General features: G+C 42.1%; 25 protein-coding genes. 14 read left to right on the forward strand and 11 right to left on the reverse strand.

What is annotated here, in order from left to right; all coding sequences use genetic code 11:
• Positions 1-10: 10 nt before the first annotated feature.
• The 5 genes from AC4IFT_RS18020 to rsmE form a co-directional block, all read right to left on the reverse strand.
• A complete protein-coding gene (locus AC4IFT_RS18020; RefSeq protein ID WP_490752165.1) occupies positions 11-703 on the reverse strand; it encodes a YggS family pyridoxal phosphate-dependent enzyme in 693 nt (230 codons plus the stop codon).
• A 147-nt stretch (positions 704-850) separates the two neighbouring features.
• Positions 851-1,270, reverse strand: a complete 420-nt coding sequence (gene ruvX, locus AC4IFT_RS18025) for a Holliday junction resolvase RuvX (protein ID WP_206084733.1) — start codon at positions 1,268-1,270, stop codon at positions 851-853.
• Entirely contained in the window at positions 1,270-1,833 is a 564-nt protein-coding gene (locus AC4IFT_RS18030; RefSeq protein WP_219245916.1) for a YqgE/AlgH family protein, read from the reverse strand. Before AC4IFT_RS18030 ends, ruvX begins: the two co-directional genes overlap by 1 nt.
• A gap of 74 nt (positions 1,834-1,907) precedes the next feature.
• Positions 1,908-2,855 (reverse strand): glutathione synthase, encoded by a 948-nt coding sequence (gene gshB, locus AC4IFT_RS18035; protein ID WP_206084735.1) that lies wholly within the window; start codon positions 2,853-2,855, stop codon positions 1,908-1,910.
• A gap of 9 nt (positions 2,856-2,864) precedes the next feature.
• The gene (gene rsmE / locus AC4IFT_RS18040) at positions 2,865-3,596 is read right to left on the reverse strand and encodes a 16S rRNA (uracil(1498)-N(3))-methyltransferase (RefSeq protein WP_490731991.1); all 732 of its coding nucleotides are present in this window, start codon (positions 3,594-3,596) and stop codon (positions 2,865-2,867) included.
• 279 nt (positions 3,597-3,875) lie between these two features.
• Here rsmE and AC4IFT_RS18045 point away from each other — a divergent pair, with 279 nt between their 5' ends.
• On the forward strand, positions 3,876-4,688 hold the full coding sequence (locus AC4IFT_RS18045; RefSeq protein ID WP_490752167.1) for a prepilin peptidase: 813 nt from the start codon (positions 3,876-3,878) through the stop codon (positions 4,686-4,688).
• A 34-nt stretch (positions 4,689-4,722) separates the two neighbouring features.
• Here AC4IFT_RS18045 and AC4IFT_RS18050 read toward each other — a convergent pair whose 3' ends face one another.
• On the reverse strand, positions 4,723-5,367 hold the full coding sequence (locus AC4IFT_RS18050; protein ID WP_490752169.1) for a DsbA family protein: 645 nt from the start codon (positions 5,365-5,367) through the stop codon (positions 4,723-4,725).
• A gap of 140 nt (positions 5,368-5,507) precedes the next feature.
• Positions 5,508-6,380 (reverse strand): MBL fold metallo-hydrolase, encoded by an 873-nt coding sequence (locus AC4IFT_RS18055; RefSeq protein WP_490752171.1) that lies wholly within the window; start codon positions 6,378-6,380, stop codon positions 5,508-5,510.
• Between the two features lie 132 nt (positions 6,381-6,512).
• Between AC4IFT_RS18055 and AC4IFT_RS18060 the strand changes: the two genes are divergently transcribed.
• Complete coding sequence (locus AC4IFT_RS18060; RefSeq protein WP_490731997.1) at positions 6,513-7,433, forward strand: LysR family transcriptional regulator; 921 nt, start codon at positions 6,513-6,515, stop codon at positions 7,431-7,433.
• Here AC4IFT_RS18060 and AC4IFT_RS18065 read toward each other — a convergent pair.
• Positions 7,407-8,342, reverse strand: a complete 936-nt coding sequence (locus AC4IFT_RS18065; RefSeq protein WP_490731999.1) for a LysR family transcriptional regulator — start codon at positions 8,340-8,342, stop codon at positions 7,407-7,409. The genes AC4IFT_RS18060 and AC4IFT_RS18065 overlap by 27 nt on opposite strands.
• A 125-nt stretch (positions 8,343-8,467) precedes the next feature.
• On the opposite strand from AC4IFT_RS18065, the gene lysA reads away from it, so the two are divergent.
• The gene (lysA, locus tag AC4IFT_RS18070) at positions 8,468-9,733 is read left to right on the forward strand and encodes a diaminopimelate decarboxylase (protein WP_490752173.1); all 1,266 of its coding nucleotides are present in this window, start codon (positions 8,468-8,470) and stop codon (positions 9,731-9,733) included.
• A gap of 292 nt (positions 9,734-10,025) precedes the next feature.
• Here lysA and fadE read toward each other — a convergent pair whose 3' ends face one another.
• Positions 10,026-12,491 (reverse strand): acyl-CoA dehydrogenase FadE, encoded by a 2,466-nt coding sequence (gene fadE, locus AC4IFT_RS18075; RefSeq protein ID WP_490752175.1) that lies wholly within the window; start codon positions 12,489-12,491, stop codon positions 10,026-10,028.
• A gap of 391 nt (positions 12,492-12,882) precedes the next feature.
• Between fadE and lpcA the strand changes: the two genes are divergently transcribed.
• Complete coding sequence (gene lpcA / locus AC4IFT_RS18080) at positions 12,883-13,461, forward strand: D-sedoheptulose 7-phosphate isomerase (protein WP_273803273.1); 579 nt, start codon at positions 12,883-12,885, stop codon at positions 13,459-13,461.
• Between the two features lie 27 nt (positions 13,462-13,488).
• Positions 13,489-14,256, forward strand: a complete 768-nt coding sequence (locus AC4IFT_RS18085; RefSeq protein WP_490732006.1) for a class II glutamine amidotransferase — start codon at positions 13,489-13,491, stop codon at positions 14,254-14,256.
• Here AC4IFT_RS18085 and AC4IFT_RS18090 read toward each other — a convergent pair.
• Positions 14,227-14,964, reverse strand: a complete 738-nt coding sequence (locus AC4IFT_RS18090; protein ID WP_490732008.1) for a L,D-transpeptidase family protein — start codon at positions 14,962-14,964, stop codon at positions 14,227-14,229. The two genes, AC4IFT_RS18085 and AC4IFT_RS18090, sit on opposite strands and share 30 nt — an antisense overlap.
• 415 nt (positions 14,965-15,379) lie before the next feature.
• Here AC4IFT_RS18090 and AC4IFT_RS18095 point away from each other — a divergent pair, with 415 nt between their 5' ends.
• The 8 genes from AC4IFT_RS18095 (at position 15,380) to nqrM (ending at position 22,738) form a co-directional block, all read left to right on the forward strand.
• Positions 15,380-16,723 (forward strand): Na(+)-translocating NADH-quinone reductase subunit A, encoded by a 1,344-nt coding sequence (locus tag AC4IFT_RS18095; RefSeq protein WP_490752176.1) that lies wholly within the window; start codon positions 15,380-15,382, stop codon positions 16,721-16,723.
• 4 nt (positions 16,724-16,727) lie between these two features.
• Positions 16,728-17,966, forward strand: a complete 1,239-nt coding sequence (locus tag AC4IFT_RS18100; RefSeq protein ID WP_206084751.1) for an NADH:ubiquinone reductase (Na(+)-transporting) subunit B — start codon at positions 16,728-16,730, stop codon at positions 17,964-17,966.
• A complete protein-coding gene (locus tag AC4IFT_RS18105) occupies positions 17,959-18,753 on the forward strand; it encodes a Na(+)-translocating NADH-quinone reductase subunit C (protein WP_490732012.1) in 795 nt (264 codons plus the stop codon). The genes AC4IFT_RS18100 and AC4IFT_RS18105 overlap by 8 nt, the downstream gene beginning before the upstream one ends.
• Complete coding sequence (locus AC4IFT_RS18110; protein WP_006657395.1) at positions 18,746-19,375, forward strand: NADH:ubiquinone reductase (Na(+)-transporting) subunit D; 630 nt, start codon at positions 18,746-18,748, stop codon at positions 19,373-19,375. The genes AC4IFT_RS18105 and AC4IFT_RS18110 overlap by 8 nt, the downstream gene beginning before the upstream one ends.
• Before the next feature lie 4 nt (positions 19,376-19,379).
• On the forward strand, positions 19,380-19,976 hold the full coding sequence (nqrE, locus tag AC4IFT_RS18115; protein ID WP_490732014.1) for an NADH:ubiquinone reductase (Na(+)-transporting) subunit E: 597 nt from the start codon (positions 19,380-19,382) through the stop codon (positions 19,974-19,976).
• A gap of 15 nt (positions 19,977-19,991) precedes the next feature.
• Positions 19,992-21,218 carry an NADH:ubiquinone reductase (Na(+)-transporting) subunit F gene (gene nqrF / locus AC4IFT_RS18120; protein ID WP_219245934.1) on the forward strand — a complete coding sequence of 409 codons (1,227 nt, stop codon included), beginning with the start codon at positions 19,992-19,994 and terminating at the stop codon, positions 21,216-21,218.
• Between the two features lie 242 nt (positions 21,219-21,460).
• Positions 21,461-22,492, forward strand: a complete 1,032-nt coding sequence (locus tag AC4IFT_RS18125) for an FAD:protein FMN transferase (protein ID WP_490752179.1) — start codon at positions 21,461-21,463, stop codon at positions 22,490-22,492.
• 18 nt (positions 22,493-22,510) lie between these two features.
• The gene (gene nqrM, locus AC4IFT_RS18130; RefSeq protein WP_273803277.1) at positions 22,511-22,738 is read left to right on the forward strand and encodes a (Na+)-NQR maturation NqrM; all 228 of its coding nucleotides are present in this window, start codon (positions 22,511-22,513) and stop codon (positions 22,736-22,738) included.
• A 63-nt stretch (positions 22,739-22,801) separates the two neighbouring features.
• Here nqrM and AC4IFT_RS18135 read toward each other — a convergent pair whose 3' ends face one another.
• Positions 22,802-23,734: a glycerophosphodiester phosphodiesterase family protein gene (locus tag AC4IFT_RS18135; RefSeq protein ID WP_490732022.1), complete on the reverse strand. Its 933-nt coding sequence runs from the start codon at positions 23,732-23,734 to the stop codon at positions 22,802-22,804.
• Between the two features lie 289 nt (positions 23,735-24,023).
• Here AC4IFT_RS18135 and dinB point away from each other — a divergent pair, with 289 nt between their 5' ends.
• Entirely contained in the window at positions 24,024-25,079 is a 1,056-nt protein-coding gene (dinB, locus tag AC4IFT_RS18140) for a DNA polymerase IV (protein WP_490752187.1), read from the forward strand.
• The last annotated feature ends 24 nt before the right edge of the window (positions 25,080-25,103 follow it).

Here is a 25,103-nt window from a genome sequence, read left to right on the forward strand (position 1 = left end):
TTCTCCTTTATTATTGATGATATTGGCGTGCGCCAAAAATCGCGGTTCCTATACGCACAAGGGTTGAACCGTAGTGAATGGCCGCACGCATATCGTCAGTCATTCCCATCGACAGCGTATCGACAGTTGGGTAAATCGCTTGTAATTGTTTAAATGCGTTGTCCATTTGACGAAATGCTTCGCATTGACGGTCATAGTCTGTTTCAGGAGCAGGGATCGTCATTAAACCCCGCAATACAAGGTTTGGCATCACTGCAACTTGGGCTGCAAGTTCTGCAACGTTGTTTAACGTTATGCCAGATTTGCTGTTTTCATCGCTAATATTAATTTGGATGAGGACATTTAATGGCGCTTTATCGCTAGGGCGTTGGTCATTCAGGCGCTGAGCAATTTTGGCTCTGTCGAGCGTGTGGAACCAATCAAAATGTTCAGCTACTAAACGGCTTTTATTCGATTGTAATGGGCCGATAAAATGCCAAACAAGGTCAGTTCTATCCGCGAAATATTGGATTTTTTCAACGCCTTCTTGGACGTAATTTTCACCAAATTGGCGTTGGCCTGCTTCAATGGCCTCTAAAATAGCCTCACAAGGCTTGGTTTTACTGACAGCCAGCAGCGTAATGTCTTGGGGGGAACGATGACATTCTTCGGCAGCAGTTTGAATACGTGCGGTAACATCAGAGATATTATTTTGAATGGTCATGTGTTTATTCATTATGGTTTAATTCAAAACTATTTTATTCATGGTATGCATGAATAGCGACTGTTGACCATAGTGTAAAGCAAATCGTGTTAGAACGGCACCTCTGCATGAGGTTTCCGTGAAAAATAACTGCAAAATTGGGCAAAATTAACTATGTTGCTCAAACCAGCTTTCAAGGATCACCACCGCGGAGGCTGAATCCACTTTTCCTTTGCTTAACGCGCGGTAGCCACCTTGTTCAAATAAACCTGCTTTTGCTTCAACAGTGGAAAGTCGTTCATCATGCAACTCGACTTTGACACCAAAACGGCCATGAATGCGATTAGCAAAGTTACGTGCTTGGCTGGTGACCAGTTGCTCCGTGCCATCCATATTAAGGGGAAGGCCGACAATAACCAATTGTGGAAGCCATTCTTTAAGTAACTTTTCAATTTGTTGCCAATCAGGGCGGCCATCGCTCGCTTTGAGAGACGTTAATGGGCGTGCTGTGCCAGTGATTTCTTGTCCAATCGCAACACCAATACTTTTTGTCCCGAAATCAAAGGCTAATAGTGTTCTTCCTGACATTATGCATGCCCCGCTTGCATGGAAATCGTATGAATATTTACGCCAAGTAAATTTGCGGCGGCAGCCCAGCGTTCGTTAATAGGCGTATCAAAAATGAGCTTCGGGGTGGCTTCAACCGTCAACCAGCTATTTTCCATGATTTCCCGTTCTAATTGCCCTGGCTCCCAACTGGAGTAACCTAAGGTTACTAAAGAGTTTTCCGGCGATTGATCACTACCAAGGGTTTCTAAGATATCTTTTGAAGTGGTGACCATCACCTCATCATTAAGATGCAGGCTCGATAAAAAGCCACCAATTGGCGTATGTAAGATAAAACCATGCTCTTCTGCGACAGGGCCACCTGCAATGACAGGGCGTTGCAAATTACGTTTATTCACTTTATCCGATATCGTAATTTCGAGCTTTTTCAACATAGTATCGACTGAGAAATCATCAATGGGTTTATTAATGACTAAACCCATTGCGCCTTTTTCGTTGTGCTCACACACATACACCACAGATTGCTCAAAATAAGGATCTGTAAGGGATGGCATAGCGATAAGAAAATGGTTTTGTAGATTCAAACTTAAACTCCATTCATTTTTACTTAATTCAGTGGCTAAAAAGGCGAAAACTGCCCTTTTAGCCATTGTATGATTTATTTTTTCAAACGACGCTCAATGGCATCCATCAACATACCCGTGATAGAAATATCAAAAGCAGCTTCGATTTCACGAGCACAGGTCGGGCTGGTGACGTTAATTTCAGTCAGGCGATCACCAATAATATCTAACCCAACGAAAACTAAACCTTTTTCTTTCAATGTTGGCGCAACGGCACGTGCAATCGCCCAATCACTTTCTGTTAAAGGACGTGCTTCACCACGGCCACCCGCCGCTAAGTTACCCCGTGTTTCGCCTTGCGCAGGGATGCGAGCTAAGCAATATGGCACAGGTTCACCATCAACGACGAGCACGCGTTTGTCACCCTCTTTAATGGCAGGCAAAAAGTTTTGCGCCATACAATAACGGGAGCTGTGTTCTGTCAGTGTTTCAATGATCACGCCTACGTTAGGGTCATCTTGTTTCAAACGGAAAATTGATGCGCCGCCCATCCCATCAAGGGGTTTAAAAATCACATCCCCATGTTTTTGATGGAATTCTCTTAATTTTTGTGGGCTACGAGTCACTAACGTGTCTGGCGTTAATTCAGGGAACCAAGCGGTGAATAATTTTTCATTACAGTCACGCAGGCTTTGCGGTTTATTCACAATCAATGAGCCCGCTTGTTCAGCGCGTTCTAAAATATACGTTGCGTAAATAAATTCGGTATCGAACGGTGGGTCTTTGCGCATTAAAATGGCGTCAAGGGAACCGAGAGCAATATCTTGCTCCCCATGGAATTCGTACCATTTGGCTGGGTTTTCTTCGACCGTAACAATTTTAGTTTGTGCGCGAGCTTCACCTTGGTGCAAATAGAGGTCATTCATTTCCATATAATGGATTTCGTAACCACGACGCTGAGCTTCCAACATCATTGCAAAACTGGTGTCTTTCTTAATTTTGATGGATGAAATAGGATCCATCACTATACCGAGCTTGATCATTTTTTCTCCTTAACCCAGATCACCTAAGCGCACTTGCAGTGCAGTGATAGCGGTTAGCGCAGTCGTTTCTGTTCTAAGTACTCTAGGGCCTAACAGGATATCGGTAAATTGATAATTCGCTGTCATGGCAATTTCATCCGCTGAAAGCCCACCTTCTGGGCCAATCAGCAGTCTTACTTTTTTTAATTCAGTCGGTAAGGTGTTGATGCTTTCTGTCGCTCTTGGGTGAAGATTGACTTTAAATGCACCGTCATCCTCTGCACACCAAGCTTCAAGGCTTTGTACAGGGCGAATTTCGGGGATACGGTTTCGACCACATTGCTCACAAGCTGCAATCGCAATTTTTTGCCATTGCAGTAATTTTTTTTCAAGTCGCTCACCGTCTAAACGCACACCGCAACGTTCAGAAATTAAAGGGGTAATAGTATTTACGCCCAATTCAACGGATTTTTGAATAGTGAATTCCATTTTTTCCCCACGGGACATGACTTGACCTAAATGCAAGTCGAGGGGGGATTCTCTGTCATCAAGGTTGCCACTTTCAATATAGACCAGAACGTGTTTCTTTGAAGCTTCCGTAATCTCGGCATTAAACGTTTGGTTGCTACCATCAAAAAGCTCAAGCTTTTGGCCTGCTGTCATGCGAAGAACTCTGCCCACATGGTTTGCTGCATCATCACCAAGCGGAATGGTTGTATTGGTTTGTATTAGCTCAGGGTGATAAATGCGTGGAATGCGCATGACGTTTCCTTAGTACAGACTTAATTAATTAAAATGATAACTCTGGTGAATATGGGGATTGAATCAAAAAACTCAAGCTCTGTAGCCTAGTTTATAACGAAAAAAAAGGCTTTTATAGTACGTCTGTGCCATCGTTACTAAATTAGACATGGCTGATAAATCAAAAGAAAAAATTTAGGATCGAATAAACTGATTATATTGAACGGAATTAAAGTGTTTAGGTTGTGAATTTTTCTCAGTATATTTATTTTTCTCTCCATAATGGAATAAGGGGTTAATATGCTCGACTTATGGTGTTCTATTTTAGAAAAATTCGTTTTCATATTTAATGAAATAATGATTATTTTATTTAAACTGAAGGCAGAGTGGGGCTGCTTTTATGTTAATTTATCTAATGTTATGGTAAATAAGAAAATTTATCTGGTTTTAATCTTGGTGGCATTATCGGTAATATTGAGTCGTAAGTTATTGCTTTATATTCCTGAAAAATATTTCAAATTACCACCAATTGAAGTTGGTTATTTTTCATTGCTATTCATTTATTCAATATTAGGGTTTGTGGTTTTTTACTCTTTTAGTCATTTACTTATTATTCTATTTTCTTTTGTGTTTTTAAATTTCACCGTTTTACTATTTATTATTGATTATAAAACAGGGTATTTACCAGATGTACTCACTTTTCCATCCTTGTTCATCGGGTTGTTATATCAAATAGGTTCGCCTGCGGGGAATGTTGTTTCGGCCATTTATGCTGTTGTGATGGCTTATATTGCTATCCTTGCATTGACCACGGTGATGGAAAAAATCAAAAAACAACCACAAATGGGGCGGGGTGACTTTAAACTGATTGCTGCGTGCGCTGCATGGCTTGGCATGATCAACTTACCGCATTTTTTAGGTCTAGCTGCTGCATTAGGGCTATTGCATTACAGCGTAAGGTATTGGGTTTTACCTAAATTCAATGTTACTGATGGAAAATCGTATTTGATTAGTGGGGATAGTGTCAGTGTGGGAGGTTCAACGGTTCCTTTTGGCCCTGCTATTTTGGCGAGTGCGAGTATTTGGCTGTATTTATCACTTATTCAGTTATAGGTGCATTACACAGCCAAGTTATTTGCTCATTTGGTTATTTAGCAGCATTCACCATGGTATCTAAGAATTGCTGCCATTTTTCAGGGGCGCCGAGGTAATTTTGCAATGGAACCCGTAGCCACTGTTCTTGTTGCTGAATCAGCAATGTAGGGAAGCCAGATGCACCCGATTGCGCTAAGAGTGTTTTACTCCCTTGAATGTGAGACATCGTTTCACCTTGCTCACATTGTGCATAATCCATGGCGTATTGAGCTGCATTCAGTCCAATGTTTTGCGCTAAATCTAATAGGACAGCGGTGTCATTAATGTGGCGACCTGAAATATAGTGAGCTTTTTGGATTACCTTTAGCATCTCTAAGCCTTTCCCTTGCTTTGTTGCTGCTAATATCGCGGTTTGCGGTATTGCTGAGTCCATAATGAAGTTAGGTTCATGCAGCATTTTGAGGTAATCGTCACCAAAAACTTGCCCTGTCATTGACGCTATGCGTTTATCTGATTGGATAATGTGTTGGCGAAAATTATCATCTAAATGCAGTCGGGAGCTGCCTGCTAACATGCCACCGCCATGCATTTCGATATGAATGTTTGGGTGTTTTGCTGCAACTTCAATTAATGGTGCGGCTGCATAACACCAGCCGCAATAAGGGTCATAAATATAATGTAGGGTAATATTGCTCATGATAATGTCTCGCTGAATTATATTCTTAATAGACTTAAGGTTGTATCGTAATGTACCCCACTAGAGAGTTTCGTTCTTAATGTGTATTGATAAGTTACAAGAAGAACGAAAACAAACGAAATAGGGGATAATTTATTGGCTTATTGAGGCCACTGCATTTCGCCTTTAATCACTTTGGCACTTAGCTCTAAGCTCGATTTTTCATCTAAATTAGGGTATTGCGTTTCTACTTTTTTAATCAGCTCATCTGCGTTTTTGCTTGCTTTTGTCGCAGTTTCAAAGTCGCTTAAATATTGCTGAGTAAATGTAACGGTGCCAATATCAAACTTAGAATTGCCAGTAAAATGCCCTGGTACAACAGTTTCGGGTTTAAGTGCTTTAATACTTTCTAAAGCTTGTTGCCAGTTATGGCGTGAAACTTCAGTTTGGGTATCTGCCACCCATACATGGAGGTTATCGTAAACTAATACGCCACCCACGACCGCTTTTAAAGAGGGCACCCACACATACGTTCTGTCTGGTGATGCACCATCGAGGCCTTTAATCTCTAATTTTTCACCATCAACGGTAAAGCTATTCCCTTTAATGACTTCAGGAACAATAACATGTTTTGGCGCTTCATTTTTTAACTCTCCACCCCAATAGGCCAGTTTGCCATCTTTAGTTGCATTAATGGCTTGAACTGTTTCGGCAGTTGCAACCACTTTTGCTTCAGGGAAGGCTTTTGTCAGTGTTTCTAACCCAAAATAATAATCAGGGTCTGAATGGCTAATATAAATGGTTGTTAATTTTTTATTCAGCTTTTGGATTTTATCGACTAATTTTTGTGCGTCGTTGTTTTGAAACTGAGCGTCAATTAAAACCACTTCAGTTGGGCCGCTAATAATTTCAGAAGAAACAGGGAAAACACTGTTATGGCCTGGGTTATACACATCTAATGTGAGCTTTTCAGCCTGTGCCATGTGCATAGTAGTTGCGAATAATGTCGTTGCTGCTAATAAGGTGAGTTTCATTTTTATATCCTAAAATTAAGTGATGTAGGTAAGCGTTGTTTGGCTTGGTGTGTATATTAGATTGTAATAATGCTGGGAAAAACAGCATAATTAGGCTTTATTTGTTGCATAAATCGATCGAATTGGTGAGTTATGGATAGATTAAAAGCAGTAGAAGTGTTTATCACTATTGTGGAAAGTGGCAGTCTAAGTCGTGCGGCAGATAAGCTAGATATGTCTCGCGCGATGGTGACGCGCTATTTATCTGAGATGGAACAATGGGCGGGGGTTCGGTTATTAAACCGTACAACAAGGCGGCTTAGTTTAACCTCGGCGGGGGAGGGAGTTTACCAACAATCATTACAGCTAAATGCGATTTCACAAACCGTGCCTGTGCAACAAGAGCATGATAACCAAGCACTATCAGGGCTAGTACGCATTAGTTGTTCACAATCTATTGCCCAAAGCGCACTTTCTATTGCAATAACCGAGTTTATGCAACAGTACCCCAATATGGCGATTGATATGCAAATCTCGAATAAATCGGTGAACCTTATTGAGGAAAGAATTGATTTAGCGATCCGTATTACTAACCAGCTAGAACCAAGCCTGATTGCCAAACCACTTTCAACTTGTTATTCCGTGATCTGTGCATCCCCCCGTTTTTTGGAAGGAAAAACGCGACCAGCAAAACCAGCAGATTTAGCTTTAATGGATTGCCTAACCTATAACTTCTTTGGCCGTAGTTTATGGGCGTTTGAAAAAGAGGGGGAACAACACACAGTGTTAGTGGATGGAAGATTGAGTGCCAATGAGTCTGTTTTTATCGCCGAAGCGACCTTAAATGGGGCTGGTATTTCTATGCAGCCTTATTATTCAGTAGCAAAGTATTTGGATTCAGGTGAATTAATTCAATTATTACCTGATTACACACCAATGCCATTAGGTATTTACGCTGTGTATACCAGTCGACAAAAAATGCCAACTTCACTACGTGCAGTGATTGATTACCTTGCTAACTGGTTTAGTACTTCGCCCCATTGGTTATCACTGATGCAGCAAGGCCAACGCTAAATGCTGTTCAATCTGGTTAAATTGTTTTTTTAAGTGTTGTGTGAAAATATCAGTGAGTTGCGATGATGGCCGGTGAATAGGCCTAATTAAACTGACTGTAAATGGGATTGAAAAGCTTAAAGGGCGCAGAGCCAGCTTACCTGAAGATTGCTGGTGGAAATCCAACGCTGTTAGTGGGTTAACAATGGAAATTCCAATGCCTTTTAGAGCCATCGCACAAATAGACGAGGCAGAATGCGTCTCCATCACCATTTTTCGGTCAATTTGCTGCTCCGCAAATGTTGAGTCAATTAATTGGCGGTAGCTGTCAGTTAAAGACAAACTAATAAACCGCTGATGCTGAAAATCGCTGGGGGTTAAGACCTTTTTTTGTGTGAGAGGGTGTCCCGCAGGTAACACACACACTTCATTTAAACTTCCAAGGGTTTGTTGCTCAGTACCAGGTGGCATTTGCAAATGTTCTGTTAAACCAAAGTCATAGCGCTGGGCTGAAAGCCACTCTTCAAGGACAGGAGATTCCTGAGGGATCACGGTGATACTGACATCGGGGTAGTTTTCCATAAAAGATTGGCAGACTGACGGCAAAAGGGATTGAGCAAAAGCGGGTAAGCAAGTCACTGAAATTTGGGCATGTTCAAAACGGCGTATTGTTTCTGCCGAGTTTTTGATGCGCTCTAATCCATAATAAGAACGTTCAACTTCTTCTAAAAATCGCAGCCCTTGCGCGGTGGGTTGCAAGCGTCCTTTGACGCGATCAAATAGCTTAAATTGCAGTAAATGCTCAAGGCGAGCCAGTTCACGGCTAATGGTCGGCTGTGAAGTATTCAGCAATGCCGCGGCTTCCGTCAAGTTAGGAGCGGTCATCACAGCACGAAATATCTCAATATGTCGCCACGAAATGGCTTGCATTTCTCACCTCAAAATTAAAGCTATATCAAATATGAATAGACTTTAGCAAAATGGATATTTTTTTTCCCATCTTTTCTCTGAATAATAGACTTTAATATAATAAAAACTTGCAAACGAGAAACATAATGACTTCATTCGCAACCACTTCAAGCCAGTATTTAACCCCTGAATATTTACGCGCGCTACCAGCACAATATGGTACTCCTGTTTGGGTATATGACAGTGCAGTCATCATTGAGCGTATTAAGCAATTACAAGTCTTTGATACGGTGCGCTTTGCACAAAAAGCCAGTTCAAATATCCACATTTTGCGCTTAATGAGAGAGCAGGGCGTGAAAGTCGATTCAGTTTCTTTAGGGGAAATCGAACGTGCGCTGGTGGCGGGGTTCAAGCCGGGTCGTGAAAATTCAGAAATTGTGTTTACTGCGGACGTGCTTGATAGAGCCACACTGGCTAAAGTGACGGAGCTGGATATACCTGTCAATGCAGGCTCAATTGATATGCTCGACCAAATTGGTCAGCAAAAAGCGGGGCACCCAGTTTGGCTGCGTATTAACCCAGGCTTTGGTCATGGTCATAGCCAAAAAACCAATACTGGCGGTGAAAACAGCAAACACGGCATTTGGCATGAAGATTTGCCAGCTGCACTTGAGAAAATTCGTCATTACAATTTATCGTTGATCGGTATTCATATGCACATTGGTTCAGGTGTTGATTATCAACATCTTGCAGATGTATGTGATTCGATGGTGGCGCTGGTGACAACTGCTGGTGTGGATCTTCATGCTATTTCAGCGGGTGGTGGGTTATCGACACCTTACCGTGAAGGCGATGAATTAATCGATGTGCAGCATTATTATAGTCTATGGGATAACGCGCGCCAGCGCATAGCACAGCATCTAGGACACGCAATTGAACTTGAAATCGAACCGGGTCGCTATTTAGTTGCAGAATCGGGCGTTTTGCTGGCGGAAGTGCGTGCTGTTAAAGATATGGGCAGCCGTCATTATGTCCTAGTCGACAGTGGTTTTAATGATTTAATGCGCCCAGCGATGTACGGCAGTTATCATCATATTTCAGTTTTACCGGCGGATGGAAGCGCAGCGGATGAGTCACAACTAAAAGACACCATCATCGCAGGCCCTTTATGTGAATCTGGTGATGTATTTACTCAGCTTGAAGGCGGGCTTGTAGTGACTCGCGCGTTACCTGAGGTCAAAGTAGGGGATTATTTGGTTTTCCACGACACAGGCGCCTACGGCGCATCGATGTCTTCAAACTATAATAGCCGCCCATTATTACCAGAGGTGATGTTTGTTGAGGGTAAACCGCAATTAATTCGCCGTCGCCAAACAATAGAAGAATTATTAGTGTTAGAGCTATCACTTTAAAAACTGCGAATGTGATGAAAAAAACCAGCGCTTAGGTCGCTGGTTTTTTTTATTTTGAAGAAAGCAAAAACTACTCTTTTGGGTGATTTACAATATTTTTTCGCATGTGAATATAAGGGAGCCACTACTGATTAATTGATATTTTTGGAATAATTTAAATATGAGGTTAATACTCTTTTTTTCTTTGTTTATATTTTCAAGTTAAGTTTTCGGTGTAGTTTGTTCTATTAATAGTAATAACAAAAAGCTCAAGGAGTAGGTTGCTCCTTGAGCTTTATTACTTATTTATAAACTAAGCGGCTTTCTTTTTCTTGCTTGCGTCTTCGTTTGACGGTTCATCAGGGGACTTTTTTGACGGAAGCACTCCTAAGTCATCAAATTCAAACTCATCGACATTAATTGTACGTAACCGGCTTGCTTCTGCTTTACGTAGAATATCGGCTTCTTCTTGCGTGATGACATTTTCAGGCAGCATTTGATCTGCCAGTTTGTCTAAACGGGTGAAGCTCAGTTTACGTTCTTTCAGACGGCAGATGCGTTCGAAAATAGGCTCAGCAGCAATGATGTCATATAACGCTTGGTTCACTAACCCATGAGGGTTGTTTTCCGTTGGCGTTAAGTATTGGCCACGGCCTAATCTGTCACGGGTTTCTGATGGTTCCATCAACAGCTGTGCCAATTTATGGTCAAGTTTGTCTGATGGCATGGACATCGCACGGCCTGTAGGGAACAAGGTTACTCGCATAATCGCTGCCACCATTTTGTTCGGGAAGTTTTTCAGCAGATCATCAATCGCTTTTTCAGACTGATATAAACAATCTTCAACAGCCCATTTTACCAGTGGTAAATCTGCTTTTTGGCGACCTTCATCTTCATAGCGTTTCAAGGTTGCAGATGCAAGATACAGGTTGCTGAGGATATCCCCTAAGCGAGCTGAAATACGTTCACGACGTTTTAAGCTACCGCCTAATACGCCCATTGCGACATCGGATAACAAGGCTAAGTTGGCACTTTGACGATTTAACATTTGATAATAGCGGCGTGTTTCATCTTTCGTTGGTGCATGACTACCACGACCGTTAGTTAAACCTAACCAGAAGCTACGGAATTGGTTACTAATGACATGACCAATGTGACCAAACACAGCTTTATCAAATTTGTGCAGGTTGTTATCTTGCGCCGCCGCCATCTCTTCTAAGACGAAAGGATGGCAACGGATTGCACCTTGACCAAAGATAATCATGCTGCGTGTGAGGATATTTGCGCCTTCAACGGTGATTGCGATCGGGGCACCTTGGTAAGCCCGCGCAACAAAGTTTGAGTCCCCTAAGCAAATGCCTTTACCACCCGTGATATCCATTGCATCAATAATGGCGCGTTGGCCACGGTGGGTGCAGTGGTACTTAACGATAGCCGAAAGGACTGCGGGCTTTTCGCCTAACATAATACCCGAGGTGATTAAGGTTGCAGCGGCATCCATCAAGTAAGTATTACCTGCAATGCGTGCTAAGGGTTCTTCGATACCTTCCATTTTACCTATCGGTAATTTGAATTGGCGGCGAATATAAGAGTAAGCGCCAGTCGCGATAGCGATACTTTTTAAGCTACCTGTTGAGTTCGATGGTAAGGTGATACCACGCCCAACAGATAGACATTCCACTAACATTCTCCAGCCTTGCCCGGCCATTTTTGGCCCACCAATGATGTAATCGATAGGAACAAAAATGTCTTTTCCGCGAGTCGGGCCATTCATAAATGGAATATTCAGTGGGAAATGACGGTGACCAATTTCGACGCCCGGCGTGTTGGTTGGGATTAATGCGCAGGTGATGCCGAGGTTTTTCTCACCACCTAATAATTTGTCTGGATCTGACAATTTAAACGCAAGGCCGAGTACAGTCGCAATCGGTGCTAAGGTAATGTAGCGTTTATTCCATGATAAGCGCATACCTAATACTTGCTCACCTTGCCATTCACCCATACAGACAACGCCTGAATCGGGAATCGCACCTGCATCGGAACCTGCTTCAGGGCTGGTTAAAGCAAAGCATGGAATTTCTTCACCTGTTGCTAGACCCGGTAAATAACGTTGTTTTTGCTCATCAGTACCATAATGTTGCAGTAATTCACCTGGACCTAATGAATTAGGAACCCCGACTGTGATAGCTAAAATGCCTGATACACCTGCAAGTTTTTGTAATACTTGGGATTGAGCATAAGCTGAAAACTCGAGTCCGCCATATTCTTTTTTGATGATCATAGCGAAGAAGCGGTGATCACGCAGGTATTGCCAGACTTCAGGTGTTAAATCGGCAAGTTCATGACTAACTTCAAAGTCATTCACCATGCCGCACACGGTTTCTACTGGGCCATCAATAAATGCTTGTTCTTCTGCGGTTAACTGTGGTTTTGGGTAGTTATGCAGTTTGTTCCAGTCTGGTGCACCACGGAAAAGGTCACCTTCCCACCATGTGGTTCCTGCGTCGATAGCCTCTTTTTCAGTTCTCGACATCGGTGGCATGACTTTTTGGAACATTTTCATGGCACGCGCAGAGAAAAAGGATTGGCGTACAGGAGAGAAAACAAAAGGAAATAAGACTAGAGCCACTGGCAGCAATATCCAGTAACTCCAAATATTTAACACACCCATGACGGCAGTATAGGCTAATAGCAGCGCTGTACTAAGTACAAGGGAAGTTCTGTGATAACAGAGTACGCCGATTAAGGCGAGAAATAAAACAATGCTAAGAAGGATCATAGTGAAGCTCCTGTCGACTTGTAAGAGGTCTGACCTGTTTGTTGTCTCAATCTATACCTAGTAATAAAGGATTAGCAATATATTTACATCTTAATTACAACTCAGTTCACAAAAACACCAAATAATGGCTGGGAAAGTTGAAATTAAAATAATCGCCATTAAAGAAAATAAGGTTATTAAGTATAACTAAACGTTATTTTTGTCGACGGGTTCAAGACCGCACAATCAAAAGTAGAAACAAAGCGTCCCCTGTGTAACAATCTGAGTATTAAAGCTTAATGACTGATATCCATCTAAATTTGTGCCACGAAGTGGTCTGTTTTATGTGAATTATTTTGGATGTAAGTTGGCTATATTCTCAATAACGTATTCTTAATTAAGGGGAAACCTCATGTACCAAGATCTAATCCGTGGTGAATTGACTGAAGCGGCTGAGACGTTATCGAATTTCTTAAGTGACGAAGCGAATATTGAAGCTATTCAACAAGCGGCGGTGTTATTAGCGGACTCTTTTAAAGCAGGCGGTAAGGTATTATCTTGTGGTAACGGTGGTTCACACTGTGATGCAATGCATTTTGCGGAGGAACTCACAGGCCGTTATCGTGAAAATCGCCCCGGCTATCCTGCAATTGCGATTTCAGATGTTAGCCATTTATCCTGCGTGAGCAATGACTTCGGTTATGAGTTTGTTTTTTCTCGTTTTATTGAAGCAGTTGGTATGAAAGGTGATGTGTTACTGGGAATTTCAACGTCAGGTAACTCAGGAAATATTATCAAAGCCATTGCTGCTGCTCGTGAAAAAGGTATGAAAGTCATCACATTAACAGGAAAAGATGGCGGGAAAATGGCAGGTACTGCGGATATTGAAATTCGTGTCCCTCATTTTGGTTATGCAGACCGTATTCAAGAGATCCATATCAAAGTTATCCATATCCTTATTCAATTAATTGAAAAAGAGATGGTGAAGTAACGATTTAGTCGTTGTAGGAGCTTTAAAATGTGCGAGTTACTTGGCATGAGTGCCAATGTTCCAACTGATATTACCTTTAGTTTGAGTGGGTTAATTTCTCGTGGAGGGCAAACAGGCCCACACAAAGATGGCTGGGGAATTACGTTCTACGAAGGTCTCGGGTGTCGCACATTTAAAGATCCACAACCGAGCTTTACCTCTCCTGTTGCGCGTTTCGTGCAGGAATACCCTATCAAGTCTGAAAGCATTGTGGCACATATTCGCCAAGCCAATCGCGGGGATGTGTCGTTAGTGAATACTCACCCCTTTACCAGAGAGCTTTGGGGGCGTAATTGGACTTATGCACACAATGGGCAGCTTAAAGGATACCGTTCCCTTGATACAGGGCGTTATTGGCCGATTGGGGAAACCGATAGTGAATGGGCATTTTGTTGGATTTTGCAGCAATTAAGTGAAAAATACCCACGAAAACCATCGAACTGGAAAAGTGTTTTTCGTTTTATTGCTAGTTTAGCAGAGCAACTGCGTCGCAAAGGTGTCTTCAATATGTTGCTATCTGATGGGCAATACTTGATGGCGTTTAGCTCAACGAAATTACATTGGATCACGCGTAAAGCACCATTTGGTATGGCAAAGTTGCTCGATCAGGATATTGAAATTGATTTTGCACAGTGCACTACACCAACAGATATTGTCTCTGTGATTGCAACTCAACCTTTGACTGGCAATGAAGACTGGCAAAAGATTGAGCCAGGCAACTTTGTGTTATTCCACCTTGGTCAGCGCATACTGTGATTTCATCCCCAACAGTTTTGTTGGGGTATCCGGTAAGCCCATGACAGCATATTTTCCTGAGTTTACCGAAACGTGTGCAAGCCTTCCTGTTTGGTTGAAATATTCATAAGCGGGCTGTAGCTGCTTCCAAAACGTATAATGGCTTGAATTTTGATAGCGCAGCATATTTTCTTTCGTCATTTTAAACGGATAGATATTCACGCTAATTGTTGATTGGCCATTTAGCAATGCGGTTTCTACTGTTTGGTAGATTTCGCCCATGTATTTATCCGTCATCGCATAACAACCCACTGACACACAACTGCCGTGGATCATCAGGTAACTTCCGCTGTACCCTTGGGCTTTATCAAACTCATTAGGGAAACCAATATTGATAGATCGGTAATACCGACTATTAGGGTTGAGCTGCTCCGTCGTAATTTGATAGAAACCCTCAGGACTTTTAAGATCACCCTCTATTTTCTTTGGTCCTAACCCACCAGAAAACTTACAAATTGGATAGGTTTTCGACAAGGTATATTTGCCTGATGGTGTTTTTTGGTAGAGTTCAAGTACACCTTCTTGTTTAAATATTTGTATAAATATCGATGAGTCAAGATTCGCTCGTGATTCATTCTTTAACAAAAATGAAGCGTTATCTGCCTGAGTAACCGATGTATACATGAGTACAAATGGGGATACGACACAAATTAATTTACTTGTTTTCATGCTTAAGCCAAATATTGAAGGTGATATTGATTAAAAATAACACATGTTTTACACATTTTAGACGAGCTGTTTAAAAATTAATATAGGTTGTTAATAGTTTTTAAATGAATCTTTATTGTTTAAATAATAAACAGTCATCGATAAACATGAGTCTAATGTTCGTTAATACCGAATTGTTAATGGAAAAAATTAAATAATAATGCAATTTGCTTGAACTATGTCACTTCTCTAGACGGACAGCGTGAGCTGAAACTGATAAAATTACGACTGGCAGAAGACAAGAATTTAGTAACAATTTTGTGAGAATACTCGCTCAAGTCACGAAAGTGACTTGAGTAGTTTTTATGACTGAGTCGCTATCATTCATTGCTGAATCGTTAGCTTAGGGTTTAACTGATAAACTTGTGCAGATCTTATGATTAAAATTAAAAAAGGCCTCAACCTTCCCATCGCAGGTGAGCCAGCCCAAGTGATAGAAGACGGCCCGAAAATTCAACACGTAGCACTGCTAGGTGAGGAATATGTCGGAATGCGTCCTTCGATGCTGGTTAAAGAAGGTGAGAGTGTAATAAAAGGACAGGTTCTCTTTGAAGACAAAAAGAACCCTGGGGTCGTATTTACGAGCCCTGCCTGCGGAAAAATTGTTGCTATTCATCGTGGTGAGCGTCGTGTATTGCAGTCTGTTGTTATTGAAATCGAAGGTGATGAGCAAGTCACTTTTGCTGCATATTCGCGTGATGAGCTCCCCGTATTAACGCGTGAACAAGTCGAAGATAACCTAATTAAATCAGGTATGTGGACCTCTTTAAGAACGCGTCCATTTAGCCGTTCTCCACAACCGGGTTCTTCGCCGATTGCTATTTTTGTGACTGCAATGGATACCAGCCCATTAGCTGCTGATCCTATTGGAATCATTTGCGAAAATGCGCAAGCATTTAATGATGGTTTATTGGTTCTTAGCCGCTTAACGGAAGGTAAAATCCATGTATGCCATGGAGAGGGAGATTTACCGAAGGTTAACAGCCAAGCCCAAATCACCTATACCCAATTTAGCGGGCCACACCCAGCGGGGTTAGCTGGTACTCACATTCATTTCTTAGAACCTGTGAGTATCAAGAAAAAAGTGTGGAGCCTGAATTACCAAGATGTTATCGCTATTGGAAAGCTATTTGTTACGGGTCACTTATACACTGACCGTGTGATTTCCTTAGCGGGTCCACAAGTTGAAAAACCACGTTTACTGCGTACCCGCCTTGGGGCTGACTTATATGAATTGACCAAAGGGCAACTCAAATCAGGTGAAAACCGCATTATTTCAGGGTCTGTACTTTGGGGTGTTACCTGTGATGAAGCCCATCACTATCTTGGTCGTTTTCATAACCAAGTTTCTGTTCTCGCAGAAGGTCGTGAAAAAGAGTTATTTGGATGGATTATGCCTGGGGTAAATAAATTCACCATTACCCGCACAACGATTGGGCATTTCCTGAAAAATAAACGCTTTAACTTTACGACGACGATGAACGGTGGTGAGCGTTCAATGGTACCGATTGGTAACTATGAACGTGTTATGCCGCTGGACATCATGATCACGCATTTATTGCGCGATCTCCTTGCGGGGGATACTGATACATCACAAGAGCTAGGCTGTTTAGAGCTGGATGAAGAAGATTTAGGTTTATGTACCTACGTTTGTCCAGCGAAGTATGAATACGGTCCTGTGCTGCGTGATGTGCTGTCCAAGATAGAGCTAGAAGGGTAATTCCATGGGTCTGAAACATTTATTTGAAAAATATGAGCACCATTTTGAGCCCGGTGGAAAGTTAGCGAAATATTATGCGCTGTATGAAGCCGTTTCGACTGTTTTCTACACGCCGGGTACAGTCACTAAAGGCCGCTCTCACGTTCGAGATACTATCGATCTTAAACGTATGATGATCTTGGTGTGGCTCGCTGTTTTCCCTGCGATGTTCTGGGGGATGTATAATGTAGGAAACCAAGCGATCCCTGCATTGCATCAGCTCTATAGCGGCGTTGAATTACAGCAAATTATTGCAAGTGATTGGCATTATAGCTTAGCGCAGTTTTTAGGCGCATCACTGTCAATGGATGCAGGATGGGGAAGTAAAATGCTGCTTGGTGCAGTGTATTTCCTTCCTATTTATGCTGTTGTTTTCTTAGTTGGTGGGTTCTGGGAAGTGTTATTTGCCATGATCCGCGGCCATGAAATCAATGAAGGCTTCTTTATTACCTCCATTTTGTTTGCATTGATTGTTCCGCCAACGATTCCATTATGGCAGGCAGCACTTGGGATTACCTTTGGTGTGGTTGTTGCGAAGGAAATCTTTGGGGGAACAGGGCGTAACTTCTTAAACCCAGCATTAGCAGGTCGTGCATTTTTATTCTTTGCTTACCCAGCACAAATCTCGGGTGACTTAGTCTGGACTGCGGCGGATGGTTTCTCTGGTGCAACGCCTTTGTCTCAGTGGGCAACGGGTGGCGAGCACGCACTAATGAATACCGTTAGCGGCGAGCCTATTACATGGATGCAAGCATTTTTAGGAAACATGCCTGGCTCTATCGGTGAAGTATCGACATTGATGCTGTTTATCGGTGGTGCGTTGATTATGTTCTTCCGCATTGCATCATGGCGTATTGTGGCCGGTGTGATGCTGGGCATGATCGCAATGTCTTATGTGTTTAATCTTATCGGTTCAGACACTAACCCGCTGTTTGCAATGCCATGGTGGTGGCATATGGTATTAGGTGGCTTTGCATTCGGTATGATTTTTATGGCGACAGACCCTGTTTCAGCTTCGTTTACGGATAAAGGTAAATGGGCTTACGGTATTCTGATCGGCGTAATGTGTGTTCTTATCAGGGTGGTTAACCCAGCTTACCCAGAAGGGATGATGCTAGCTATCCTGTTCGCCAACCTGTTTGCTCCTCTGTTTGACTATCTGGTCGTTCAAGCAAATATTAAGCGGAGAAAAGCTCGTGGCTAATGAAAAACCAATCAATAACGATGGCGTCGGCAGAACATTCCTTGTTGTGTTTATTCTGTGCCTCGTGTGTTCAATCATTGTCGCTGGGGCTGCGGTTGGTTTAAAACCACAGCAACAGGAACAAATTCAGTTAGATACCCAACGTAACATTTTAAGTGTTGCAGGGCTTTCTACGCCTAAAATGAGCGCAGATGAAGTTCAAAAAGTCTATGCAGAACGTATTGAGCCAAAACTTTTAAACTTCAAAACTAACGAGTTATCAGATAGCACAGGGCGTTTTGTTCTAAATGATGAACTACGTAGTGATGAAAGTAGTATTGCGCTTTCGCCACAGGAAGACATCGCGAAAATTCGCCGCCGTGCGAATAGTGCTGAAATCTACTTGGTAAAAGATGATGCAGGTAAAGTTTCACAAATCATTTTACCCGTTTATGGCTCAGGGTTGTGGTCAGTGATGTACGCCTTTATCGCTGTTGATGTTGACGGTGTGACATCTCGTGGTATCACTTACTACGCACACGGGGAAACACCCGGTCTGGGTGGTGAAGTAGATAACCCGCAGTGGAAAGCACAATGGCCGGGTAAAAAACTGTTTAATGAACAAGGTATTCCAGCAATTAAAATCATGCGTACTGGTGCAACCGATAGCCCTTACGGTATTGATGGTCTTTCGGGTGCGACCCTGACATCAAACGGTATTCAACATATGTTTGATTTCTGGTTAGGTGACAACGGCTTTGGTCCGTTCCTGAAAAAAGTACGTGAAGGAGCGCTGAATAATGGCTGATTCAAAAGAAGTAAAACGCGTCCTTCTTGGGCCGCTATTTGATAATAACCCGATTGCTTTACAGGTTTTGGGTGTGTGTTCTGCATTGGCGGTCACGACTAAGTTAGAAACCGCGTTGGTGATGACCATTGCAGTGACACTGGTTACTGCATTCTCTAACTTTTTTATCTCATTGATTCGAAACTATATTCCAAGCAGTGTGCGTATTATCGTACAAATGGCCATCATTGCCTCATTGGTTATCGTGGTGGACCAAATTCTGCGGGCTTATGCCTATGAGATATCAAAGCAGCTTTCTGTCTTTGTTGGCTTAATCATTACTAACTGTATCGTGATGGGGCGCGCAGAGGCTTATGCCATGAAAGCGCCACCAATTGAAAGTTTTATGGATGGTATTGGTAATGGCCTTGGTTACGGAGTGATCCTTGTTTTAGTCGGTTTCCTGCGTGAGCTTTTCGGCTCCGGTAAACTGTTTGGCATCACAGTATTTGAGTCACTGCAAAACGGTGGCTGGTATATGCCAAATGGCCTGTTCTTACTGGCACCAAGCGCATTCTTTATTATCGGTATGCTGATTTGGGGCTTACGTACCCTGAAACCGGCTCAAATAGAGAAGGATTAATCAAATGGAACATTATATAAGCCTATTTGTTAAATCCATTTTTATTGAAAATATGGCATTAGCCTTCTTCTTGGGAATGTGTACATTCCTTGCCGTATCGAAGAACGTTAAAACGGCGTTTGGTTTAGGGATTGCGGTCACTGTTGTCCTCGGAATTTCTGTTCCTGCGAATAACTTGGTGTACAACCTAGTGCTGCGTGATGGGGCGATAGCCGAAGGGGTGGATTTATCCTTCCTGAATTTTATTACCTTTATTGGTGTGATAGCGGCGTTGGTTCAGATCCTCGAAATGATTTTGGATCGTTATTTTCCATCGTTGTATAACGCGTTAGGTATCTTCTTGCCATTGATTACCGTTAACTGTGCAATTTTTGGTGGCGTATCTTTCATGGCTCAGCGCGATTATAACTTTAGCGAATCCGTTATTTATGGCTTCGGTTCAGGGATCGGCTGGATGCTTGCTATCGTATTGATGGCTGCTATCCGTGAGAAGATGAAATACTCAGATATCCCCGCGGGTCTAAAAGGGTTAGGTATCACCTTTGTGACGACCGGCTTGATGGCATTGGGCTTTATGTCCTTCTCCGGTGTGCAGCTATAAAGGCGAGAAGAATTCATGGAAATTATTATTCTAGGTGTAGTGATGTTTACCCTGATTGTCTTGGTGCTGACAGGTTTAATTCTGTTTGCCAAATCCAAGTTAGTCAATACGGGGAACATCAAAGTTGAAGTTAATGGCGACCCAGATAAAAGCTTTGAAGCCCCTGCGGGCGACAAATTATTAGGTATGTTATCTAGCCAAGGTATTTTTGTCTCATCAGCTTGCGGTGGTGGTGGTTCATGTGGTCAGTGCCGTGTGAAAATCAAAGACGGTGGTGGGGATATTTTACCGACCGAACTTTCGCACATAAATAAACGTGAAGCTAAAGAAGGCTGCCGTTTAGCCTGCCAAGTGAATGTGAAGCAAGACCTTAAAATTGAGCTTCCAGAAGAAATTTTTGGCGTGAAAAAATGGGAGTGTGAAGTTATCTCTAACGATAATAAAGCCACTTTCATTAAAGAATTAAAACTGAAAATTCCAGCAGGAGAGGTCGTTCCTTTCCGTGCGGGTGGTTATATTCAAATTGAATGCCCAGAACATGTTGTAAAATATGAAGATTTCGATGTTCCTGAAGAATATCGTGAAGACTGGGATAAGTTTAATTTGTTCCGTTATGTTTCTGAAGTTAAAGAGCCAACGGTGCGTGCATATTCAATGGCTAACTACCCTGAAGAGCACGGTATTATTATGTTGAACGTACGTATTGCGACGCCTCCGCCGCGCAACCCTGACGTTCCACCGGGAATTATGTCTTCTTATATTTGGTCATTAAAGCCAGGTGATAAGGTGACAATCTCAGGTCCATTCGGTGAGTTTTTTGCGAAAGAAACAGAAGCTGAAATGGTCTTTATTGGTGGTGGTGCAGGTATGGCGCCGATGCGTTCACACATTTTCGACCAATTACGCCGTTTAGACTCAAAACGCAAAATCAGTTTCTGGTATGGTGCGCGTTCTGTTCGCGAAATGTTCTACACAGAAGACTTTGACGAGCTGGCTGCAGAGCATGAAAACTTTACTTGGAATGTGGCGCTTTCAGACCCATTACCAGAAGATAACTGGAACGGTTACACAGGCTTTATTCATAATGTTCTGTATGAAAATTATTTGAAAGACCATCCTGCACCTGAAGATTGTGAGTTCTATATGTGTGGACCGCCAATGATGAATGCAGCAGTGATCAAAATGCTGAAAGATTTGGGTGTTGAAGATGAAAATATCTTACTGGATGATTTCGGTGGTTAAGTAATTTTATTGGATTTATCGTACTTACCAAGTAAAGTGCGGAGAGTAATCAAATAAAGAGGGAAAATGCTTCCCTCTTTATCATTTATGTTGATACTGTTAATTGCTAATTATTTAATTGGTTATTAATAGCTTAAGAGATATTTTGACTTGAACATTCTCTGCATGGGTGACGATGTAAAGTGTGTTAATAGTCTGAGCGAAACTAACAATACGCGCTCATGATTGACGCGGAGAAAATAATGCTGAACAAAAGAATTTATACCCCAATCTTACTGTTTGTTGCTGCGCTGTTTCTGACGGCTTGTGGTGGGCCAGAGCAACAAAATCTGCAAGGGCAGACGATGGGGACGTATTACTCTGTTAAATATGTCACTGACTCTTCAGAACCAAAACCTGAAGCAGTTCAAGCCGAAATTGATAAGCGTTTGGAAGAAGTGAATGACCAAATGTCTACCTATCGCCCAGACTCTGAATTAAGTCGTTTTAATCAATTCAAGGAAGTGAATACGCCTTTCCCAGTGTCGGCTGCAACCGCGAAAGTAGTGAAAAAAGCGATTGAGATTAATAAACTAACAGATGGCTCTTTAGATGTGACGGTTGGGCCATTAGTTAATTTATGGGGGTTTGGCCCAGAAGGCCGCGTGACGAAAGCACCTTCAGATGAAGAACTTGCTAAACGCCGTGCATGGGTAGGAATCGAAAAGCTTTCAGTTCAAGATAATAACCTGGTTAAAACCATACCAGAGCTATATGTTGACCTGTCTTCTATTGCTAAAGGTTATGGTGTAGATGTTGTAGCCGAGTATCTCGAGTCACAAGGCATCAATGACTATATGGTCGATATTGGTGGCGAAGTGCGTACGAAAGGTAAAAATGGCAAAGAAGCACCATGGCGCATTGCCATTGAGAAACCATCAACGGATGGAGTGAGCCAAACCGCACAGGAAATTATTGAGCCAGGTGATCGCTCAATAGCAACATCAGGTGATTATCGTAATTATTTTGAGCAAGATGGTGTTCGTTTTTCTCACACGATTGACCCAAAAACAGGCCGCCCAATTACTCATAACTTAGTCTCTATCACTGTGCTTGCTGAAAATTGCATGAGTGCCGATGGCTTATCCACAGGGCTAAATGTCTTAGGGCCAGAAGCCGGTTTAGCACTTGCTGAAAAAATGAATGTGCCTGTTTTTATGATAGTTAAGACAGATAAAGGTTTTGAAGAGCGTTATACTAAGGCATTCGAACCCTTTTTAACGAAGAAACAGTAACTTTGGGAGGCTAAAGGTATGCTAAATATTTTTATTGCAACTTTTGCACTGTTTTTACTGGCTTTTTTGGGAATGTCGTTGGGCTATATTATTAAACGTAAGAGTATCCAAGGTAGCTGTGGCGGTTTAAGTAGTATTGGCGTTGAAAAAGTATGTGATTGCCCTGAACCTTGCGATGCACGTAAAAAACGTATGGCACGTGATGAAGCTCGGAAAAAACTGTTAGAAAAGAACCGTATAATCTAAAGCGAATTTTTATTTTGCATAACCTTAACTGTTGTTTTAACAGTTAAGGTTTATTTTTAGGCATTATTTATTAAAAGCCTTCGGTGAATCCACCATTACTGCATCAGCCCCTATCTCTTTCGCCAACTGGTAATCGCTTTGGTTATTTACACCAAAAACAATGATATAAGCGTCACCATCACGTTTAAAGCACTCTATCGCTGATTTATCCCATGAAAGCGTTGCAGGGGAGCGTGCCTCACCTAGCGTATATTTTTCAACAACTTCAACTTTACGATGTAGCTCAAAACCATACCAACGAGAAGCTGGCTTATCCGTTTTATTGATTGGTTTTGTGTCTGGAACTGAACATTGATGGTTCATAATGCTATTTGCCAAAATGGTACGAGTTTCATCACGGCTTTCAAAGGTCTGAATTTTAGGGGATAGCTGATTTAGCGCGGTTAAGAAATCGGTATTGGTAGAGTAAAAGCGTACTTGATTGAATGCTTTTGTTTTTTCCAATAAGGCTAGAGTAGCTTTGGCTTGAGTGGCTGGGTTGGCGTCAGGGGATTTTAAGTCAATATAAAAGGTGGTGTCTGGATACTTTTTTAATATGGCTTCTAGTGTGCTAATTGTGGTGGTTGCAGCGGGTAATTGTTGGTTGTTTTTTTGATTAAATTGGTATGCAGCATTGATATGGCTAAGTTGCTCTGCGGAATAGGCCGAAACAGGGCCTTTTTTATCTGTTAGAGAATCAAGATCACTTGGGCGATATAACACTAATTGATTATCTTGGCTGAGCTGGACGGTTAACCAAATGGCATCCGCTTTGTTTTTCTTTGCAAGATCAATAGCATAAATCGTATTTTCAGGTGCATCTGCCGTACCAGCGCGGTGCGCAACAATTTGAGGTGAAGCCATTTGAGTGGTGAATGCAAATGAGTTTTGAGTGATCAGAAGTAGCAACCCAATGATCGCTAACGGGTTAAATTTTAATGCGGATATCATTGCCATGAGTATTGTCCATAAAATAATTTTTAACGAGTTGTGAGGGAAATAAGCCAGTCTGTTGTATTACTTTTTTATTAATCTGTAATCCATTAGGACTCTTTTTAAGACTAACTTTATTTATTTTTACCCATAAAGTGTGGCAGTTAAATATGACAATAAAATGAATTGGTTTTTATTAACAGAGAGTTAGAAGAGATTAAAATGAGCTTGATATCGTACTTCCTCGTAATTGCATGGCTAATAAAAATACTGTATATTTAATCAGTTGATTGGTTTTTTTATGAGTGAACCCGTGCGTAAAATTATTCATATTGATATGGACTGCTTTTATGCGGCGATAGAAATGCGCGATGACCCAAGCCTACGCAATGTCCCTATTGCGGTTGGTGGAAGTGCGGATCGTCGGGGAGTTATCAGTACAGCCAACTATGAAGCGCGCCGCTATGGCGTACACAGCGCGATGTCGACGGCTATTGCCTTGAGGCTTTGCCCGCACCTAAAAGTCGTCCCAGGGCATATGGCACTGTATAAAGAAACCTCTATTCATATTCGCAAGATTTTTGCGCGCTATACCGATTTAATCGAACCTCTTTCCCTTGATGAAGCGTATTTAGATGTGACGGATTGTACGCAGTTGCATGGCTCTGCAACTTTGATTGCAGAAGCTATTCGTCAGCAAATTTTTGATGAATTGCAGTTAACTGCATCAGCGGGGATCGCACCTATCAAGTTTTTAGCGAAAATCGCTTCGGATATGAATAAACCTAATGGTCAGTTTGTTATCACGCCACAAAATATGGATCAATTCGTCCTCACATTACCATTAAAAAAGATCCCCGGAGTCGGCAAAGTGACGGCTCAAAAATTGGCGGATATGGGGCTAAATACCTGCGCTGACGTGCAGCAATTTGATGTTGTTACGTTAATCAAGAATATGGGTAAATTTGGCCAAGCTCTCTGGGAACGTTGTCATGCTATTGATGAGCGTGCTGTAAACCCTGATAGGTTGAGAAAATCCGTGGGGGTTGAACGGACATTAGCCGAAGACATTCATCAATGGGATGATTGCCTTTTGTTGTTAGATAAGTTGTATGAAGAATTGCAGTTACGTTTAGCAAAAGTAAAACCCGATTTGCGTATCGCCCGCCAAGGGGTGAAATTCAAGTTTGATGACTTTCAGCAAACAACGCAAGAGCATGTGTATCCCATTTTAAATAAACAAGATTTAGTACAACTCGCACAGCAGGTTTGGGAAAATCGCCGGTTAAAGCGAGGGGTGAGGTTGGTGGGGTTACATGTCATGCTACAAAGCCCGCAATTAGAGCGGCAGTTATTGCTTGAACTTTAAAAAAATGCTCATCAAAAGGATGAG

The sequence above is a fragment of the Providencia sp. UF-183 genome (assembly GCF_058246155.1).